This window comes from Flavobacterium sp. CG_9.10, from assembly GCF_015752245.1.
In the GTDB taxonomy this organism is placed as follows: Bacteria; Bacteroidota; Bacteroidia; order Flavobacteriales; family Flavobacteriaceae; genus Flavobacterium.
On record NZ_JADOVD010000018.1, the window covers coordinates 45,890 to 64,933 of the forward strand.

The window sequence follows — 19,044 nt, forward strand, 5'->3', positions numbered from 1 at the left end:
AATTAAGTTTCCAGTGTAAATTCTAACCTATAACTTTTAAAATTATTTAATTTTCACTTTGACAGGTGTTTCTTCTTTTAAAGTCATGACTCCACTGGTTAAAACGGTGTCGCCGGCTTTTAAACCAGACAGAATTAAAATTGAAGCATCTGTTCTGGTGGCAGTTTCTACCATAACTTCTTTGGCTTGACCATTGGAGGAAATAAAGACTTTTTTTCCGTTTTGTACAGGAATAATCGCTTCTGTAGGAACTACAATTGCATCCTTAATTATATCCAAAGGCAATTCAACATTAGCAAACGTCCCCGGTAATAATTTACCGCCTCTGTTTTCCGCGATTGCCCGAACTTGTAATGTTCTGGTTGCCACTTCAACTCCAGGTTCAATAGCATATACTTTAGCCTGATACTTTTCAGTAGTTCCGGCAACTGTAAAAGTTAAATTAGTGTTGGTTCTTACTTGATTAGCATATTTTTCAGGAATTGAAAAAGTGATTTTCAGTTTGTCTACATTGACCAATTTGGTAACTAAAATAGCTGGAGTAATATAAGTTCCCGGTGAAATAGAGCGCAATCCTATTTTTCCTGAAAATGGTGCCCTTACGGATGTTTTTGCAATTTGCGCTTTAATCAACTGGCTTTGTGCTTGCGCCGACTTCAAATCAGCTCTTGCTATATCATATTCTTCTCGGCTGATAGCCTCTTTTTGGAGTAAAAGTTTAGCTCTTCTTTCATTTTCTGAAGCTAAACCTTCTTTGGTGGCCATCTGTCTTAATTGTGCTTTTAACTCTAAATCGTTTACTTTAAAAAGCACTTGACCTTTACTGACATTACTTCCTTCTTGAAAATAAATCCTTTCAACGATACCAGAAACTTCACTTCTAATTTCTACTTGTTCATTTGCTTCAATAGATCCTGAAAGTGATAGATTGTTATCAAAAGTTTGAGGTTGTACAATAATTCCATTTACACTCATGGGCTTGCCTTTCCCATCTTTTTCTTTAGAATCTGCATTTTTGGCACTATTTGCTGTAATTCGATAAGCAATAAAGCCAATTATTCCGGCCAATATTAAGGTATAAACAAGGTATTTTATTTTCATATGATAGGATATAAAGTAGGATTAAATTTCATTAATTTTAGTTAAAAACAAATTTAGGATATACAAGTGGAATAAGTGGATTTGTTGATTTTTATTTAACGTTTGTACATACAAATATTAATATTAAAAAAATATAGTATTTATAAATCAAAAAAAATATCCACAATACAGTTCTAATAAGACTGCTAAAAAAGGAAATGGTTTAACCGGTAATTGATTTTTTTTTTTTGAGAATTAATTGCAAGGATAGGAATTAATGAAAGTTTTGAAACACATTATTAATAAAAGGTTACATAAGTTTCCATTAAATGTTTAATTGAACTTAAATTTCTTATATGGTTTAAAAAAAATAGGTTATGCAGCTTAACTAATGTAGTTCCAAATATTCTTCTTCTTTGTCATTTCTATAAAAACAGTTCTAAGGGTAGCATGTTCCGGTTTTTGCATGCCCGCGTCTTCCTTCAGTAATTTCAATGCGTAATTTCTGGCTAATGCCAAAGTATCTCTGTCTCTTACTAAATCGGCAATTTGAAGGTTGAGTATGCCACTTTGTTGCGTTCCCATTAAGTCGCCCGGACCACGAAGTTTTAAATCTACTTCAGCAATTTCGAAACCATCGTTCGTTTGCACCATCGTTTCCATTCGGGTTTTACTGTCGGAACTCAATTTATGGCTCGTCATCAGGATGCAATAACTTTGTTCGGCACCACGTCCCACGCGACCTCGAAGCTGATGCAGTTGCGACAATCCAAAACGCTCCGCACTTTCAATGATCATTACACTGGCGTTAGGAACATTCACACCGACTTCAATCACGGTTGTGGCGACCATAATATTGGTTTTTCCTTCCGAAAAGCGTTTCATTTCGGCATCTTTATCTACTGGTTTCATCTTTCCGTGCAAGATAGAAATGGAATACTGCGGCAACGGAAAATCTCTGGAAATACTTTCGTAACCATCCATTAAATCCTTGAAATCCATTTTCTCCGATTCTTGAATCAATGGATACACAATATAAATTTGTCGTCCCAAAGCGATTTCATCCCGCAGGAATTTCCAAACTTTCAATCGGTTGCTGTCAAATCGATGTACGGTTTGAATGGGTTTTCGTCCTGGCGGTAATTCATCGATCACAGAAATATCCAAATCACCATACAAACTCATCGCCAAAGTTCGCGGAATAGGAGTGGCCGTCATCACCAAAACATGAGGCGGAATCGTATTTTTTTTCCACAATTTAGAGCGTTGTTCTACTCCAAAACGGTGTTGTTCATCAATCACGGCCAATCCTAAATTCTTGAATTTAACTTTATCTTCTAATAAAGCATGAGTTCCGATAAGGATATGTAACGTTCCGTTTTCCAGTTCTTCATGAATTATTTTTCTAGCTGCCGTTTTACTGGAGCCAGTTAGGATTTTAATATTTATATTTAAACTTTCTGCCAATTCGGATAAACCAATAAAATGTTGGTTTGCTAAGATTTCCGTGGGCGCCATCAAGCAAGCCTGAAAGCCATTGTCTAATGCCAAAAGCATGCTCATGAAAGCCACAATTGTTTTTCCGGAACCTACGTCGCCTTGCAGCAATCGATTCATCTGGGCGTTGCTACCCATATCGGTACGAATCTCTTTGATAACTCTTTTTTGAGCATTTGTCAGTTGAAAAGGCAAATGATTCAGATAGAAATCATTGAAATATTCGCCCACTTTATCAAATGGATGTCCTTTTATTTTATGTTTCCTGATGAGATTTTTCGTGATTAATTGCAACTGGATAAAGAACAATTCTTCGAATATTAGTCGGAATTTGGCTTTCGCCAAAACTTCAGCGCTTTTAGGAAAATGAATATTGAATAAAGCAGCTTTTTTAGGAATCAGTTTTAGTTCTGCAATCAGATAATCAGGCAAAGTTTCCGTAAATAATGCTTGTGTTTCCAAAAACAATTGTTGCATCAGCTTATTAATCAATCGATTCGAAATCCCGCGATTCGTCAAAGTTTCAGTCGAAGGATAAACGGGTTGCATCGCAGAACGCAAACTTTGTTCGTGCTCGGTCATTAACTCAATTTCGGGATGCGCCATATTGAAGGCATTTCCAAAAGATGTGCATTTTCCGAAAATCACACACATTTCATTCAGCTTTAAACTCTCCCGAATCCATTTGTGACCTTGAAACCAAACGAGTTCCATTTGTCCCGTATCATCCACAAAAGTCGCTACCAATCGTTTTTGATTTCTACCAAATTCAACGGTTTTGATGGTGATAATTTTACCGATAATCTGAACTTCGGCAATGTTGTTTTGCAGTTCGTTAATCTTGTAATACCGCGTCCTGTCAATGTATCTGTTCGGGAAAAAATTAACCAAATCCACGTACTTATAAATTCCCAATTCCTTACGTAGCAATTCGCCCCGATTGGGACCAACGCCTTTTAAGTATTCTATTGGAGTGAGTAGGAGGTTTTGCATTTAAATTTTTTAGACACGGATAAAACGGATTTGACAAAGCAAAAACGCAGATTGAAACGGATTTTTAATTTGATGGAGCGAAGATAGTTTTTTGTTTGGAAATTTGGAAATGGGAAGGCTTGGAAATGGAGTAGGAAAATATGTATATTTGAATAATTAAATATTTAAGTTTATTTAAAATTAAATAATATTTTTTTAATCAGGTAAAATATTAAATCCAAGGGAATTCGTATTATTCCAAAAAAAATAAAAAATGACTATAAAAGAAGCAATTTTAAAAAGTTTAGATGAAATCGGTAAATTAACAAACTACAATGAAGTTACTAATCATATCATATCAAAAAAATTATATGACTTTAAAATAGCAAAAACATCAACTGCAACTGTTTCAGCTTTATTAGGAGATTTTATACGACTGGGTGACACAAGAGTAAAAAGAATAAAGGACTCCGGTTCGTATTTTTACTATTTAACTAAAAATGAAGAAAATATTGGCCTCGACCTTCTAATTGAAAACATTGACACCGAAAAGAAGAAGATGAAAGGAATTGTCAAATCTAATTCATACGAAGAAAGAAATTTACATAAACTCTTAAGCAGTTATTTAAAAAATACGGACATATATTCAAAAACTATTTTTCATGAACAATCTAATGGGAAAGATAGTAACCAAATTTGGACACATCCTGATATGGTTGGAATAAAGTTTCTTAATTTGCAAACCAAAGTAAGTCAAAATTTTTTGAAATCAATAAATCGAATTGATACTTTTAAATTAAGTTCTTATGAAATTAAAAAAGAGATAAATAACGATAGTGAATTAAAAAAAGCATTTTTTCAAGCAGTTTCAAATTCAAGTTGGGCTAATTATGGATATTTAGTTGCATTCGAGTTTAGTGATAGTTTAACTGAAGAAATGTCAAGACTTAATCAATCATTTGGTATTGGTATTATCGAACTTAATGCAAATCCATATCAAAGCAAAATATTATATACTGCAAAATATCGGGATTTAGATTTTAAGACAATCGATAAACTTTGTAAAATCAATAAAGAATTTGAAAAGTACATAGAACAGACTGAAAAATTAATGACAGCAGAAGAGAGATATTATAAATCCACAGAAAAAGAATTAGATGATTTTTGTGATGACTATTTTGAAAATGATAGTGATGTTGAAAAATATTGCAAGGAAAACTATATACCGACAGAACTTGATGTATAAAATATAATTTTATATGATTTTGTAAATTGATTAGGCAGTTAATCTATATCTCCGTCAAACACAATACCTTCGCAAAATAAAATACCTTAAAAATGACAACTCATCTCGCATTACTTCGTGGCATCAACGTTTCCGGTCATAGTATGATAAAAATGGAAGCGCTAAAAACGACCTTAGAAGCCATTGGTTTTCAAAATGTGCAAACGTATATTCAATCCGGGAATGTTTTTGTGGATACCGAAGAAGAAAATGCTGCGGCTGTTGGTTTCAAAATCAAGCAGGAAATTTTCAAGGCTTTTGGTCATGAAGTGCCTGTTGTGGTTATTAGTTCTGCGGATTTAGAAGCCTGCTTCAAGAACAATCCTTTTTTGAAGGAAAAAGATATCGATACTAAGAAGTTATATGTAGCGTTTATTTCGACCACGTTGCAAAGTACCAGTATGAATGATTTAAGAATTAGTCAATTCAAACCGGATGAAGCGAGTATTGACGGCAGCAGAATTTTTATTAAATATGCTGTTGGAGCTGGAAAAACCCGATTTGATCAAAAATACATCGAGAAAAAACTAAATGTAACCGCAACAATCCGCAATTGGAATACAGTAACGCAGTTGCTGAAAATGTACGAAGAAAGGTAGTGAGATAGATGTTTTCAGTATGTTTCAACCGCAAATTCGCTAATTATAATTGTTGTAATTCATTTAAAATTGGCGAATTATCGCTTTTTTTAGCAAAAAAAAAGAGTTTTCAGGATCTTATTTTTTTATATTTATATTAAAAAAATAGCATTTTACGTAACCTTTTGCAGCAAGTAGTATCTAAATAATATCTGTAAAATCTGACACATGAAAAACCTAATAGCTCTCATTGCTTTCCTGACTGTTTTTAGTTCCTGTTCAAAAGAGATTGTAGTAATAGATAACAGTGGTTATTTTGGAAAGTGGACTTTGGTTAAAATGTCTGGTTCTAAACCTAATTCAGAAACAACAGGCACAGCAATGGAATGGCAAGAATTTTATTTGTTGAATACTAACGGAACATTTACTAAATCCAGAGCAATAAATGGGGTTAAAACAACCATTTCTGGAATTTACACCACTACTAATCATTCGGACGGAATTTATTTTGAATTAACATATCCCAATGATAGCGAAATTATAGGAAGCTGTTACGGAAATCTTAAAGAGGAACTTTATTCAACTGCGACCAATACCTTGTCAAGTACTTGGAAAAATTGCGATGGTCCCGGTTTAGAATACAAAAAGTAGATTCGAAGTATTTACAATATATTTATTTAGCGATTCCAAAACACAAACAATGCTCCAACGAAAAAGTTTGACATTAAATACAAAATTATTTATATTTACTCTTAATTCTTAATGAGTGTCTTTGTCTTTAGTCTTTAACCTAACCAATATATAAATGAATTTCAAATATTCTTTTATCCTTACTGTGCTTTTTGTTTGTGCCGCTATAGCGCAAAACGGAAACCCAAATGATTACTTGTCAGCTCAATTCCATAAAGAGCGAAGAGAAGCTTTGCGTGCTAAAATGCCTCAGAATAGTGTTGCGGTATTTTTTGGAAACCCCATTCGAAACCGCGCCAATGATGTGGATTTTATCTATCACCAAGATCCTGATTTTTATTATTTAACGGGGTATAAAGAACCCAATTGTGTATTAGTTGTTTTTTCGAATAATCAAACGAAAGACGGAAAAACTTATAATGAAATGCTGTATGTTCAGGAAAAAAATCCAAAAGCGGAGCAATGGACAGGAGTGCGTTTGGGAACTGAAGGCGCTAAAAAAGAGTTAGGGTTTGACAATGCTTTAAATGGTGCAGCATTTCTGAATTCTGGAATTGACTTTAGGAGTTTTAACAATGTGCTCTTTAAAGAATTTGAAGGGGATAACAGAAATTCAAAACGAGAAAAAGCGGATCTATACAAATTAATTGAAGCTTTTAAAACTCAAATAGGTTATGATGTTAAAACAGGAAAACAAGTAGATTCTAATTTGCAAAATGAAATTAATCTTAAAAAAAGTATCACTCCAAAAAAAGCGATTACAGATACCAAATCGATTACAACATACATGGCGAGTTTGCGTGAGAAAAAATCCAAAGAAGAAATGGTTTTGCTTACCAAAGCGGTTCGAATTTCGGCAATGGGGCAACGCGAAATTATGAAAGCGATGCATCCCGGAATGTCTGAAACTGAAATTCAAGGTGTACATGAGTTTGTGTATAAAAAGTACGGAAGTGAGTTTGAAGGCTATCCGTCAATCGTAGGAGCCGGTAATAATGGCTGCGTATTGCATTATATTGAGAACAGCAAAATGAAAGTTGAAAATGACTTGGTTCTAATGGATTTAGGTGCTGAATATCATGGTTATACTGCTGATGTAACTCGAACTATTCCTGCCAACGGGAAATTTTCAACAGAGCAAAAACTAATTTATGATATGGTTTATGATGCTCAAGAAGCGGGAATTGCTACAGCAAAAATAAGAAATAGCTTTAGTGCTCCAGATGCGGCTGCCCGAAAGGTAATCAGTGATGGTTTAATGAAATTAGGAATTATTAAAACAGCAGATGAATCACGAAAATATTTTCCGCATGGGACTTCACATCATATCGGGTTAGACGTTCATGATCCAGGATTATATAATAATTTTGAAGAAAATATGGTGCTCACCGTAGAACCTGGAATTTACATCCCTAAAGGAAGTGATTGTGATAAAAAATGGTGGGGAATTGCCGTGCGAATCGAAGATGATATTTTGATTACTTCTAATGGTCCAGTAAATTTATCTGGGGAAGCACCTAGAAAATCAAATGAAATTGAAGCACTTATGAAAGAAAAAAGTGTTTTTGATGGTTTTACTTTACCAAGTTTAGATTAGCTTATTCTTTCAGATTCAATAAAAAATAAAACTCCGTTGTCTTTTCTGATTTCGGAGTTTTTTATTTAAAATTATTTAGCAACTAAATCACAGTACCAGAATCCAAAATCAAAAGCACCGGAAGCACTTGTGTCGCAAGCGGTATTTGAGGATTCTTTTTCTTTAGGTTTTTCGTATTTTCTATAAACGATTTCTCCTATTTCAAAATCAATCGGTTTAGAGAAAATTGGCCCATCAAAAGTGAAGGTGTGGAACTCTCCATTTTCGCCACAAACATCCACATTTTCTGGTAAATCGTTAATGAAATCCTGATCGATGACGCGACCCACAAAGCTTTTGTCGAGAAACCGCTCGTTTACACAAACCACAATCGTTTTAAATCCTAAACTTATAAATTCTTGAATCAAATCCAACGTTGGGATTTTCCAAAGCGGGAAAACACCTTCGAAACCTATCTCGCCTAATTTTTCCTCCCGGTATTTACGTAAATCTTCCAGAAATATATCTCCAAAAATAGAATGTGTAACACCTTGGTTTTTTAGTTTTGCCAATGTTGCTGTCATGACCTTTTCATAGACTTCCATCGTGGGCATTTCGGGAATTTGCATGATTTCAAGTGGCAATCCAATACTGTTGGCTTGTTGTTCTAACAATTCTACCCGAACTCCGTGCATGGAAATGCGCTGGAATTGTTGGTTCACACTCGTAAGCAAACAGGTAATTTCAAATTCGGGATTTTGTAATATTTTGTATAACGCTAGAGCAGAATCTTTTCCGCTGCTCCAATTAAATAGGGCTTTCGTTTTCAATGGGAATTTATTGGATTTTATTTCAAAGTAAACTTACAAATTTCCGCCGATTAGTTGCGCAAATGATTGTAACTTTGAATTTTTCGTTTAAAATATTCATACATGAAATACCTATTAATTTTATTTTCTACTTTCATTTTTGCACAGCAAACTAAATATGTTGATTTCAAATCAGTTTTTGCTCAGATCGCAATCGATGCCAAAGAAAAAACTGTTTCGGGAAACGTAATTTATTGGTTTACCATTTTAAATCCAACAGATACTATTAAAATAGATGCGCAAAGCATGAGTTTTTCTAACATGAAAATGAATGATAAAAGTATTGAATATCTCAATACTGGCAGGCAATTACAGATCATTTTTCCGTTCAAAAAAGGAAAAAATGAATTGGTTTTTGACTATGTGGCAAAGCCAAAACAAACGATGTATTTTGTAGAAGATCAAATTTGGACACAAGGGCAGGGGAAAAATACCAGTCATTGGTTTCCTAGTTTTGATGATGTAAATGAAAAAGTAACTTTCAATTTAGGAATTGCTTTTGATGCGGATTATCAGGTGATTTCTAATGGATCTTTGAGTAGTAAAATCGTAAATAGCGAGAATAAAAATAAAGTATATTGGCAATTCCGCATGGAAAAACCAATGAGTTCTTATTTACTAATGCTTGCCATTGGAAAATTCGAAAAGAAAATAGAAATCTCGCATTCTGGAGTGCCGTTGGAAATGTATTATGAAGCTAAAGATGCCGCTAGATTTGAACCAACCTATCGCTATTCACAGGTAATGTTTGATTTTCTGGAAACAGAAATAGGAGTGAACTATCCTTGGGAAATATACAAACAAACGCCAGTTCGTGATTTTTTATATGCAGGAATGGAAAATACCTCGTCGACCTTGTTCTCGAGTCGCTATATGGTTGATTCGACAGGTTTTGAAGATCGAAGCTACACTAATGTGAACGCACATGAATTGGCGCATCAATGGTTTGGAAATTTAGTCACCGCCGAAAACAGCAAACATCATTGGTTACAAGAAGGTTTTGCGACTTATTATGCGCTGCTGGCTGAAAAGGAAATCTATGGTGAAGATTATTTTTATTCCAAATTATATGAATCTGCGCAGCAATTAAAATACGCTTCCCGAACGGATTCGATTCCAGTTTTGAATGCCAAAGCAAGTTCGTTGACTTTTTACCAAAAAGGAGCTTGGGCATTGCATGTTTTACACGAAGAAATTGGGGACAAAGCCTTTAAAAAAGCAGTAAAGTCCTATCTTAAAAAGTATGCTTATCAAACCGTAAATACTCAAAATTTCTTTGATGAAATTAAAAAAGTATCTCATTATGATTTAAATAATTTTAGTAAAGTATGGCTTGAATCAAGTGCGTTTAATACGCAACAAGCTAATGCTTTATTGTTAAAAAATAAATCTATGCAAACGCTGTTTGAAGTTGAAAAATTTAGAAGTAAACCATTATCGGAGAAAAAATATTTTTTTGTAAAAGTCTTACAATCCAATGTTTATTTTACTATTAAAAAAGCGATTGTAAATCAATTAAAAAAAGAAAAATTCGAAGATAAAAAACAGTTATTAATTCTTGCTTTGGAAACAAATAATTTACAAGTTCGTCAAGAAGTTGCCAATAATTTTAATGAAATTCCAGAGGATTTCAGAGCGCAATATGAAAGTTTATTGAATGACAAATCGTATCAAACTCAGGAAATAGCATTGTATAATTTATGGAATAATTTCCCGGAACAACGTTATAAAAATTTGGATAAATCTAAAGATTGGATTGGTTTCAATGATTATAACTTAAGGACATTATGGTTATCACTGGCTTTAACAACTCCCGATTATTCGAAAAATAAAGAGGTTTTAATTAAAGAATTAATCGGATATTCATCTTCCAAATATGAAGCAACTACACGCCAAAATGCTTTAGAAAATCTCATCGCTTATCAGTTAATCAATGACATTGTTTTGAAAAATTTAGTTAATGCAACCACACATCACATGTGGCAATTTTCTAAATTTGGACGAGATAATATCAGAAACTTATTAAAAAATAAGGAGATGAGAGTATCTTTCGAAAGAATTTTAATGGATTTGGACGAAAAAGAGCAATTTCAACTCAACCGATTATTAAAAGAATAGCAAGCATATAATGCTTACCATAATTGTCCAACTTCATTTTTAATGTAGGCTAACGCCGCATTACTTGGAGATTGTTTTTCCAATAAATCACTCAAAATGACTTCACGAAGTTTGTCAGCGCTATCCACACGATCACTCATGTTTGCTTTTCGAAGCATCTGGATTGTTGCATTTTTTGCGGTAACTATAATAGTCCAGCATTCATCAGACATGTATATTTGTTGGGTCAAATTGTGTTCAAATTCCTGTTCTATTTGTGCAATTACAAGGTTTTCGTAATCATTTTTATCTTGTGAAAGAGGAGCAATTCGAATTAATAATTTAGTAGGATTAATTCGTTCCATGTATAAAGTCAATCGCTCGTATGCTTGCAAACGCAACGGTAAAGCATTTTTCTGCGCTTCTTTATTTAATAAATACCTACGTCTTCCTTCCTCGTTTTTAGTATGAAGATCAAAAAAATAATAAGCCACAAGACCTGTAATAATTGCCGGCAAAGTGTAACTTAATAATTCTATAATTTTAATTGAATCCATATTTTTGTTGAAATTTATAAAGGCAAAAATATACTTTTAGTTTATAAATCGGTGTCATTTTAATTGTAAAAAATAAAAGCGAACTGTATTTTTACGAACTATTAGTTTTTATAAAAATTTTAAATGGAGTCTTACATAATTATTTTGCTTTGTATTGCCGCTTTTGCTGCCGGATTTATCGATGCGATTGTTGGCGGTGGCGGATTGATTCAAACTCCTATGGGATTAATTTTATTGCCAAATCTTCCGGTTGCGACAGTAATAGGGTCGTTAAAAGTACCTTCTTTCAGTGGAACTGCTTTTGCAGCTCATCAATACCTCAAAAAGGTCGATATGAATTGGAGATTATTGGCCATTATGATGATTATGGCCTTCCCTTCGGCGTTTCTAGGATCTACTTTGCTAACTTATGTCAGTAATGACTTCATGAAACCGTTATTATTGGTTGTTCTATCTTTTTTAGTGATTTATACGTATGCTAAGAAGAATTTTGGACAACATATAGAAAAAAATCTCTCTCATAAAACTCAAATCTTCCATGCCATCGGAATCAGTTTTGTAGTTGGTTTTTATGACGGATTTATCGGACCTGGAACGGGTAGTTTTCTAGTGGTAGCGTTCATTGCTTTAATGGGTTTTGATTTTTTACACGCTTCCGCAAATGCTAAAATGGTGAATCTGGCGACCAATTTTGGTTCCATTTGCCTATTTATTTTGAAAGGGAAAATTATTTGGGCTATTGCTTTGCCAATGGCTGCCAGCAATGCTTTTGGCGGGTGGATTGGTGCTAAATTAGCCATCAATAAAGGAAATAGTTTTATTCGGATTTTCTTTTTGGTTGTTGTTGTGGGTACGCTAATTAGGTTTGCTTACGATGTGTTTTGGAAAAAATATACGTGAAAATTTTGAATAAAGCATCATTTGAAATGAATTGACCAATTGTTGTTTTTTGGTACCTAAAACCTCATTCTAAATCGCTATTTTTGCATAATATTATTAGATAAAATTACATGCACAAATATATTGATCAACTAAACGAAGCCCAACGCGAACCGGTATTGCAAAAAGACGGTCCAATGATCATCATTGCGGGTGCCGGTTCTGGAAAAACGCGTGTGTTGACTATTAGAATTGCTTATTTGATGAGTCAGGGAGTAGACTCGTTTAGTATATTGTCACTGACGTTCACCAACAAGGCTGCGCGCGAAATGAAAAAGCGTATATCAGATATTGTTGGTTCAAGCGAAGCCAAAAATCTTTGGATGGGAACTTTTCACTCGGTTTTTGCCCGAATTCTACGTTCGGAAGCGGAGCATTTAGGCTATCCTTCAAATTTTACCATTTACGATTCACAGGATTCTCTTCGTTGTATTTCTGGAATTATCAAAGAAATGCAATTGGACCGCGATGTGTACAAACCAAAGCAGGTTTTAAGCAGAATTTCCAGTTATAAAAATAGTTTAATCACCGTAAAAGCCTACTTCAATAATCCTGAATTACAGGAGGCAGATGCGATGGCTAAAAAGCCGCGTTTGGGGGAAATTTATCAAAATTATGTAGACCGTTGTTTCAAATCTGGAGCTATGGACTTTGATGATTTACTTTTAAAAACCAATGAACTATTAACTCGTTTTCCGGAAGTTTTAGCGAAATACCAAAACCGTTTTCGCTATATTTTAGTGGATGAGTACCAAGATACAAATCATTCGCAATATTTGATTGTGCGGGCTTTATCAGATAAATTTCAAAATATATGTGTGGTAGGGGATGATGCGCAAAGTATTTATGCGTTTCGAGGTGCCAATATAAATAACATTCTGAATTTTCAGAAAGATTATGAAGGTGTAAAAACCTTTAGATTAGAACAAAATTACCGTTCGACAAAAAATATAGTTGAAGCGGCCAATACCATCATTGAAAAAAATAAAGTAAAACTTGATAAAATAGTTTGGACTGCCAATGATTTTGGTCCAAAAATAAAAGTGCATCGTAGTATGACTGATGCCGAAGAAGGACGTTTTGTTGCCAGTACAATTTTCGAACAAAAGATGCAACATCAGATGATGAATGGTCAATTTGCCATTTTGTATCGTACGAATGCACAATCGCGTGCTATGGAAGATGCCTTGAGAAAACGAGATATTCCGTACCGAATTTACGGTGGTTTGTCCTTTTACCAAAGAAAAGAAATCAAAGATGTATTGTGTTATTTGCGATTAGTTATCAATCCAAAAGATGAAGAAGCTTTGGTTCGAGTGATTAACTATCCGGCTCGTGGAATTGGAGATACAACAATTGAAAAATTAACTATTGCGGCCAATCATTACAAGCGTTCTATATGGGAAGTAATGCAGAATATCGATAAAATTGATTTAAAATTAAACTCGGGAACGAAACAGAAGTTGCAAGATTTTGTGACAATGATTCAGAGTTTTCAGGTAATAAACGAAAATCAAGATGCTTTTTATATTACCGATCATGTTTCCAAAAAAACAGGATTAGTACAGGAATTAAAGAAAGATGCTACTCCTGAGGGAATGGCAAAAATTCAAAATATTGAGGAATTATTAAACGGTATCAAGGATTTTACCGAAGGTCAAAAAGAAATTGATGGTGCAAGAGGCGCTTTGTCTGAATTTATGGAAGATGTTGCTTTGGCGACCGATTTAGATAAAGATACGAGTGACGAAGATCGTGTGGCTTTGATGACGATACATTTAGCCAAAGGATTGGAATTTCCTCAGGTTTTTGTGGTGGGAATGGAGGAAGATTTATTTCCGAGTGCGATGAGTATGAGCACCAGAAGTGAACTCGAAGAAGAGCGTCGTTTGTTTTATGTAGCTTTGACCAGAGCCGAACATCAGGCATATTTAACTTATGCGCAATCGCGTTACCGCTGGGGAAAATTGACTGATAGTGAACCTTCAAGATTTATCGAAGAAATCGACAGTCAATACTTAGAATATTTAACACCTGCAGAAAATAATTATCGCTACAAACCAATGATTGACAGTGATATTTTTGGTGATGTTGATAAATCCAAATTACGTTTGGCCAAACCAGCGAATGGAACTCCACCAAAATACGCTACGAATAATGAACCAAAATCAGATATCAACGTTCGAAAATTGAAACCCGTTTCCAGTAATAACGCATCGGGGACCGCTAATTTGTTTGATAATAAATTAGTTGCCGGAAATATCGTGATGCACGAACGTTTTGGAAAAGGAGAAGTATTAAATCTGGATGGATCGGGTGCTGATAAAAAAGCCGAAATCAAATTTGAAGTAGGCGGAATTAAGAAATTATTATTGCGATTTGCAAAACTGGATATAATAGGATAAATATTTTTAAAGTTTATAGGTGCCAAGATGGCGAACTTTAAACTTTAATCAATTAAACTTTAAACGAAATAAAATGGCTCAATTTATAAAAATATACCCTGATAAACCGAACGAAGCGGCTATTGCCAAAGTAGTAAAGGTTTTAAAAGAGGGTGGTTTGGTTATTTATCCAACAGATACGGTTTATGGATTGGGTTGTGATATTACCAATACCAAAGCATTAGAACGTATTGCAAAGATAAAAGGCGTTAAACTAGACAAAGCGAATTTCTCTTTTATTTGTCACGATTTGAGTAATATATCAGATTATGTGAGACAAATAGACACGTCAACTTTTAAAATATTAAAAAGAGCTTTACCTGGTCCATACACTTTTATTTTGCCTGGCAATAACAATTTGCCTAAAGAATTCAAAAAGAAAACTACGGTCGGAATCAGGGTTCCTGATAATTCCATTGCGCTTGAAATAGTTAAATTGCTGGGAAATCCAATTGTTTCCACTTCCATTCACGATGAGGATGATGTCATCGAATATACCACTGATCCGGAGCTCATTTTTGAAAAATGGCAAAACCTTGTAGATGTAGTTATAGATGGCGGATACGGTGATAATGTAGGTTCAACAATCATTGATCTATCTGGTGATGAACCTATTGTAGTTAGAGAAGGAAAAGGAAGTTTAGATATTTTGTAATTCAGTTTTATTTTCAAAAAAGAATTCCAGCATTGGCTTTTAATGCTCATTTAAAATACAAAAACGTCCCAATTTCTTGGGACGTTTTTGGTTAAACAGTAGATTGAAATCTTATTATTGTTTCTGTTTTTTCATTTCTTTTTCAATCATATCATAAAATTGATCGATTTTTGGCAATACAACAATACGAGTTCTTCTGTTACGCGCTCTGTTTTCCGCAGAATTATTATCTACCAACGGAATGTAAGAACTTCTTCCTGCTGCAATTAATTGTTCTGGTTTAACACCTAGTTGATTCGTTAATACACGAATTATTGAGGTAGAACGTTTTACACTTAAATCCCAGTTGTCAAGTAATATTCCGCTTCCTTTGTAAGGTACATTATCCGTATGTCCTTCAACCATGCATTCAAAATCAGGTTTGTCGTTTACCACTTTGGCCACTTTAGCCAAAACACCTTTAGCTTTGTCGGTTACATCATAACTTCCGGTTTTGAACAATAATTTGTCAGCAATTGAGATAAAAACAACTCCTTTTTCAACATTTATTTCAATATCTGGATCAGAAATTCCTACTGAGCTTTTTAAACTGGTTACTAAAGCTAGAGTAACACTGTCTTTTTTAGTTAAAGCATCTTGCATTCTGCTTATTTTCAAATCTTTCTCTTTGATAGATTCTAAAGCTTTTTCAATGTTTTCAGCTCCTTTTGTAGACAATACTGTCATGTCTTTAGAAGTGCTTATTAATCCTTGATTTTGGTCTTTTAAACCAGCAACAGTCGCAGTTAAACCCGCTTTTTCTTCTAAACAAGAATTAAGTTTTACGGTTGCAGTATTCAATAAATCTTGAGTTTCTTTGTTTCTGGCTTCTAAATCAGTGTATTTCTTTTTAGAAACACAAGAAGATAAAAGTGCTAATACGGATAAAGCTATTACAATTTTTTTCATAAATGTTAATTTAATTAGACGTGAATTACAAACTTAGTTTTTAATATTTATTTTAATGTTAATTATATCACTAAAAAATTTGACTTTTTTGATAAAGTACAAATAAACGATGCTTTTTTGGTGATAGTATTTTTCTGATTGAAATTTTTCTCTTTTTTTATAATGAACAGCAAAATTACTATAAAGGGAACCATGAGCCTTTATTACTGCCAAAAAGTGATTGAATTTTCCTTGCAAAAGAAATTGTATTCCGGCAATGGCATCAAGAATCATTCGGCAGAATAAAATCCAATACAATTTACCTTTTGGCAAATTTTTAGTCAACATAAACAATGAGTTTCTAAAATTCAGATACGTTTTTTTGGGGTTTCCCTGTTGTAAAGTTGCGCCGCCAACGTGAAAAACCACTGACCCCGAAATATATTTTATTTTGTAGCTTTTATTGAAAGCCCGCCAACATAAATCTATTTCTTCCTGATGTGCAAAAAAATCAGCGTCAAAGCCTTTTAATTCTTTAAAAACGGTACTTCGAATAAAAAAACAAGCTCCAGATGCCCAAAATATTTCCCTATTGTCGTCGTATTGTTTATTGTCTTTTTCTAAAGTTTCAAAAATGCGACCTCGACAATATGCATAACCGTATTTATCAACAAATCCTCCGGCAGCACCAGCATATTCAAAATATTCTTTGTTTTTGTAATCTAATATTTTAGGCTGAATAATAGCAGTTTGAGGCTCTTTATCGAAAGTGTTAATGACGGGTTGTAACCAATTTTCAGTAACTTCAATATCCGAATTTACCAAAGCGTAAATATCGGCAACAATGTATTTTAATGCTTCGTTGTATCCGCCGGCGAAACCTAAATTCGTATCATTTTTTACAATTTTAACCAATGGAAAATTGGCCATCACAAATGAAATTGAATCATCAGTTGAATCATTATCGGCCAAATAAATAGTGGCTTCGGGAGAATATTTTACTACTGAAGGTAAAAATTGTTCTAATAATTGTACTCCGTTCCAATTGAGTATGACAACAGCTATTTTCATTCTGACGGTTCAGTTTTTAAATTATTTAATGTGTAATCAGGTAATTCTTGTAGAAACTGATATTTTTCATTGTCAAAATCCATTTGACAAAAGTAATGATTCAGACCATTGGTCAACATCAAAAATTGGGACTTCAATGTCATATTGTAACGGGCAATTTGGTCAAAAGTAGCTTGAGCAATTTTTATCGCGGGGGCTTTGCATTCGATTAAAACAAAAATTGAACCATCGGAATTGAATACAACAACATCATATCGTTTTCGTAATCCGTTGACCATTAAAACTTTTTCTACGTTTATTAATGATTTTGGATATTTTTTTTCTTCCAATAAAAATTGAACAACATGCTGACGAACCCATTCTTCGGGTGTGAGAATGATAAATTTTTTCCTGATTTCATCAAAAATAGAGACTTTATTTTCGCTATTTTTGAAACGGAAAGTATAAGTAGGAAAATTTAATTGCTGCATTAAGCAAAAATAGTTATTTAGTTTAAAGTTTAAGGTTTAAAGTTTCATACGATTCAACAAATTTTAAACTTTAAACTTTAAACAAAAAAGAAAATGGACGAAGTATTAAAAATTGTAAACGATATTAAAGGAGGAAATATCAAACCTATCTATTTTTTGATGGGAGAAGAGCCCTATTATATTGACAAATTATCTGATTATATTGAAGAAAAAGTGTTGACCGAAGAGGAAAAAGGGTTTAATCAAACGGTTTTATATGGCCGCGATGTTTCTATAGAAGATATTATATCGACAGCCAAACGTTATCCTATGATGGCGGAGCGTCAGGTGGTGATTGTAAAAGAAGCGCAAGATTTAATTCGTACCATTGACAAATTGGAAAGTTATGCCGAAAACCCAATGTCAACAACAGTTTTAGTTTTTTGCTACAAATACAAAACTTTAGATAGGAGAAAAAAGTTAACCAAACTTTTGGCTAAAGCAGGCGTGGTGTTCGAAAGTAAAAAACTCTATGAAAACCAAGTTGGTGATTGGATTAAACGCGTTTTAGCGGGTAAAAAATATGCAATTGAGCCCAAAGCAACCGCTATGTTAGTGGAATTTTTGGGGACTGATTTGAGTAAAATAAACAATGAACTTGAAAAACTACAAATTATTTTACCAGTAAACAGTACCATTACTCCAAAACATATCGAAGAAAATATAGGTTTTAGCAAAGATTTTAATGTATTTGAACTGCGAAAAGCATTGGGAGAACGCAACCAACTGAAAGCATACACGATTGCCGAAAATTTTGCTCAAAATCCAAAGGGTAATCCAATGGTCGTGACTACGAGTTTAGTCTTTGGTTTTTTCATTCAACTGCTAAAATACCATGGATTGAAAGATAAAAATCCAAAAAATGTGGCGGCAGTACTGGGAGTAAATCCTTTTTTTTTGAAGGAATATGATGTGGCATTAAAGAATTATCCAATGAAAAAAGTAAGCCAAATTGTGGGTGCTTTAAGAGATATTGATGTAAAAAGTAAAGGTGTTGGTGCCAATGCCTTGTCTTCATCTGATTTATTAAGAGAAATGCTTTATAAAATATTTAATTAAAGGCTAAAAAATGCCGATATTTGCATTTCTAAAAAACAAAATACCGCAGTTATGGGAATGAATAAAAACACCATTTTAGGATGGGCAACTTTAATAATGATTCTAATGGGATTACTCTTAATAGGATTAGGAGCTTTCCGCTACAGTGATGTTTCAGGATGGGGATTTGCCGCCGTAGGTGTTGGATTTTTAGCTAATGCTTGGGTGTTTAGTTCACTTAAAGGAAGACTTTAATAAGT

General features: G+C 33.7%; 17 protein-coding genes. 10 read left to right on the forward strand and 7 right to left on the reverse strand.

Annotated elements, in window-relative coordinates; all coding sequences use genetic code 11:
• Positions 1 to 42: 42 nt before the first annotated feature.
• Positions 43 to 1,101: an efflux RND transporter periplasmic adaptor subunit gene (locus IWX84_RS13870; RefSeq protein ID WP_196851355.1), complete on the reverse strand. Its 1,059-nt coding sequence runs from the start codon at positions 1,099 to 1,101 to the stop codon at positions 43 to 45.
• Between the two features lie 363 nt (positions 1,102 to 1,464).
• Complete coding sequence (gene recG / locus IWX84_RS13875) at positions 1,465 to 3,570, reverse strand: ATP-dependent DNA helicase RecG (protein ID WP_196851356.1); 2,106 nt, start codon at positions 3,568 to 3,570, stop codon at positions 1,465 to 1,467.
• 253 nt (positions 3,571 to 3,823) lie between these two features.
• Between recG and IWX84_RS13880 the strand changes: the two genes are divergently transcribed.
• From IWX84_RS13880 to IWX84_RS13895, 4 genes are all read left to right on the forward strand, one after another.
• Positions 3,824 to 4,795, forward strand: coding sequence for a hypothetical protein (locus tag IWX84_RS13880; RefSeq protein WP_196851357.1), 972 nt, complete (start codon positions 3,824 to 3,826; stop codon positions 4,793 to 4,795).
• A gap of 92 nt (positions 4,796 to 4,887) precedes the next feature.
• Positions 4,888 to 5,433 (forward strand): DUF1697 domain-containing protein, encoded by a 546-nt coding sequence (locus IWX84_RS13885; protein ID WP_196851358.1) that lies wholly within the window; start codon positions 4,888 to 4,890, stop codon positions 5,431 to 5,433.
• A 207-nt stretch (positions 5,434 to 5,640) separates the two neighbouring features.
• The gene (locus IWX84_RS13890) at positions 5,641 to 6,063 is read left to right on the forward strand and encodes a hypothetical protein (RefSeq protein WP_196851359.1); all 423 of its coding nucleotides are present in this window, start codon (positions 5,641 to 5,643) and stop codon (positions 6,061 to 6,063) included.
• A 154-nt stretch (positions 6,064 to 6,217) separates the two neighbouring features.
• Positions 6,218 to 7,699 (forward strand): aminopeptidase P N-terminal domain-containing protein, encoded by a 1,482-nt coding sequence (locus IWX84_RS13895; RefSeq protein WP_196851360.1) that lies wholly within the window; start codon positions 6,218 to 6,220, stop codon positions 7,697 to 7,699.
• 71 nt (positions 7,700 to 7,770) lie between these two features.
• Here IWX84_RS13895 and IWX84_RS13900 read toward each other — a convergent pair whose 3' ends face one another.
• The gene (locus tag IWX84_RS13900; RefSeq protein ID WP_196851361.1) at positions 7,771 to 8,508 is read right to left on the reverse strand and encodes a diphthine--ammonia ligase; all 738 of its coding nucleotides are present in this window, start codon (positions 8,506 to 8,508) and stop codon (positions 7,771 to 7,773) included.
• 102 nt (positions 8,509 to 8,610) lie between these two features.
• Here IWX84_RS13900 and IWX84_RS13905 point away from each other — a divergent pair, with 102 nt between their 5' ends.
• Positions 8,611 to 10,665 carry a M1 family metallopeptidase gene (locus IWX84_RS13905; protein ID WP_196851362.1) on the forward strand — a complete coding sequence of 685 codons (2,055 nt, stop codon included), beginning with the start codon at positions 8,611 to 8,613 and terminating at the stop codon, positions 10,663 to 10,665.
• Between the two features lie 14 nt (positions 10,666 to 10,679).
• Here the strand turns inward: IWX84_RS13905 and IWX84_RS13910 are convergent, their stop codons facing one another.
• Entirely contained in the window at positions 10,680 to 11,201 is a 522-nt protein-coding gene (locus IWX84_RS13910) for a hypothetical protein (protein WP_196851363.1), read from the reverse strand.
• A 123-nt stretch (positions 11,202 to 11,324) separates the two neighbouring features.
• Between IWX84_RS13910 and IWX84_RS13915 the strand changes: the two genes are divergently transcribed.
• The 3 genes from IWX84_RS13915 to IWX84_RS13925 all read left to right on the forward strand — a co-directional run bounded on the left by IWX84_RS13915 (position 11,325) and on the right by IWX84_RS13925 (position 15,239).
• The gene (locus IWX84_RS13915) at positions 11,325 to 12,101 is read left to right on the forward strand and encodes a sulfite exporter TauE/SafE family protein (protein ID WP_196851364.1); all 777 of its coding nucleotides are present in this window, start codon (positions 11,325 to 11,327) and stop codon (positions 12,099 to 12,101) included.
• Between the two features lie 110 nt (positions 12,102 to 12,211).
• A complete protein-coding gene (locus tag IWX84_RS13920) occupies positions 12,212 to 14,545 on the forward strand; it encodes an ATP-dependent helicase (protein WP_196851365.1) in 2,334 nt (777 codons plus the stop codon).
• A 73-nt stretch (positions 14,546 to 14,618) separates the two neighbouring features.
• Positions 14,619 to 15,239, forward strand: a complete 621-nt coding sequence (locus IWX84_RS13925) for an L-threonylcarbamoyladenylate synthase (protein WP_196851366.1) — start codon at positions 14,619 to 14,621, stop codon at positions 15,237 to 15,239.
• A gap of 114 nt (positions 15,240 to 15,353) precedes the next feature.
• On the opposite strand, the gene IWX84_RS13930 is transcribed toward IWX84_RS13925, so the two are convergent.
• Genes IWX84_RS13930 through IWX84_RS13940 form a run of 3 tightly spaced genes read right to left on the reverse strand, consistent with a single transcriptional unit; the run spans position 15,354 to position 17,707 of the window.
• Complete coding sequence (locus IWX84_RS13930) at positions 15,354 to 16,187, reverse strand: flagellar motor protein MotB (protein WP_196851367.1); 834 nt, start codon at positions 16,185 to 16,187, stop codon at positions 15,354 to 15,356.
• Positions 16,188 to 16,220: 33 nt separating this feature from the next.
• On the reverse strand, positions 16,221 to 17,237 hold the full coding sequence (locus IWX84_RS13935) for a glycosyltransferase family 2 protein (RefSeq protein ID WP_196851368.1): 1,017 nt from the start codon (positions 17,235 to 17,237) through the stop codon (positions 16,221 to 16,223).
• The gene (locus tag IWX84_RS13940) at positions 17,234 to 17,707 is read right to left on the reverse strand and encodes a type I restriction enzyme HsdR N-terminal domain-containing protein (RefSeq protein WP_196851369.1); all 474 of its coding nucleotides are present in this window, start codon (positions 17,705 to 17,707) and stop codon (positions 17,234 to 17,236) included. The genes IWX84_RS13935 and IWX84_RS13940 overlap by 4 nt, the downstream gene beginning before the upstream one ends.
• 93 nt (positions 17,708 to 17,800) lie before the next feature.
• Here IWX84_RS13940 and holA point away from each other — a divergent pair, with 93 nt between their 5' ends.
• Positions 17,801 to 18,805 carry a DNA polymerase III subunit delta gene (holA, locus tag IWX84_RS13945; protein WP_196851370.1) on the forward strand — a complete coding sequence of 335 codons (1,005 nt, stop codon included), beginning with the start codon at positions 17,801 to 17,803 and terminating at the stop codon, positions 18,803 to 18,805.
• 51 nt (positions 18,806 to 18,856) lie between these two features.
• Complete coding sequence (locus IWX84_RS13950) at positions 18,857 to 19,039, forward strand: CAL67264 family membrane protein (protein WP_196851371.1); 183 nt, start codon at positions 18,857 to 18,859, stop codon at positions 19,037 to 19,039.
• Positions 19,040 to 19,044 lie beyond the last annotated feature (5 nt).

Coding starts and splice junctions, on each gene's coding strand:
- IWX84_RS13870 (WP_196851355.1), bottom strand. CDS start 1,101: ATGAAAATAAAATACCTTGTTTATACCTTAATATTGGCCGGAATAATT.
- recG (WP_196851356.1), bottom strand. CDS start 3,570: ATGCAAAACCTCCTACTCACTCCAATAGAATACTTAAAAGGCGTTGGT.
- IWX84_RS13880 (WP_196851357.1), top strand. CDS start 3,824: ATGACTATAAAAGAAGCAATTTTAAAAAGTTTAGATGAAATCGGTAAA.
- IWX84_RS13885 (WP_196851358.1), top strand. CDS start 4,888: ATGACAACTCATCTCGCATTACTTCGTGGCATCAACGTTTCCGGTCAT.
- IWX84_RS13890 (WP_196851359.1), top strand. CDS start 5,641: ATGAAAAACCTAATAGCTCTCATTGCTTTCCTGACTGTTTTTAGTTCC.
- IWX84_RS13895 (WP_196851360.1), top strand. CDS start 6,218: ATGAATTTCAAATATTCTTTTATCCTTACTGTGCTTTTTGTTTGTGCC.
- IWX84_RS13905 (WP_196851362.1), top strand. CDS start 8,611: ATGAAATACCTATTAATTTTATTTTCTACTTTCATTTTTGCACAGCAA.
- IWX84_RS13910 (WP_196851363.1), bottom strand. CDS start 11,201: ATGGATTCAATTAAAATTATAGAATTATTAAGTTACACTTTGCCGGCA.
- IWX84_RS13915 (WP_196851364.1), top strand. CDS start 11,325: ATGGAGTCTTACATAATTATTTTGCTTTGTATTGCCGCTTTTGCTGCC.
- IWX84_RS13920 (WP_196851365.1), top strand. CDS start 12,212: ATGCACAAATATATTGATCAACTAAACGAAGCCCAACGCGAACCGGTA.
- IWX84_RS13925 (WP_196851366.1), top strand. CDS start 14,619: ATGGCTCAATTTATAAAAATATACCCTGATAAACCGAACGAAGCGGCT.
- IWX84_RS13930 (WP_196851367.1), bottom strand. CDS start 16,187: ATGAAAAAAATTGTAATAGCTTTATCCGTATTAGCACTTTTATCTTCT.
- IWX84_RS13935 (WP_196851368.1), bottom strand. CDS start 17,237: ATGAAAATAGCTGTTGTCATACTCAATTGGAACGGAGTACAATTATTA.
- IWX84_RS13940 (WP_196851369.1), bottom strand. CDS start 17,707: ATGCAGCAATTAAATTTTCCTACTTATACTTTCCGTTTCAAAAATAGC.
- holA (WP_196851370.1), top strand. CDS start 17,801: ATGGACGAAGTATTAAAAATTGTAAACGATATTAAAGGAGGAAATATC.
- IWX84_RS13950 (WP_196851371.1), top strand. CDS start 18,857: ATGGGAATGAATAAAAACACCATTTTAGGATGGGCAACTTTAATAATG.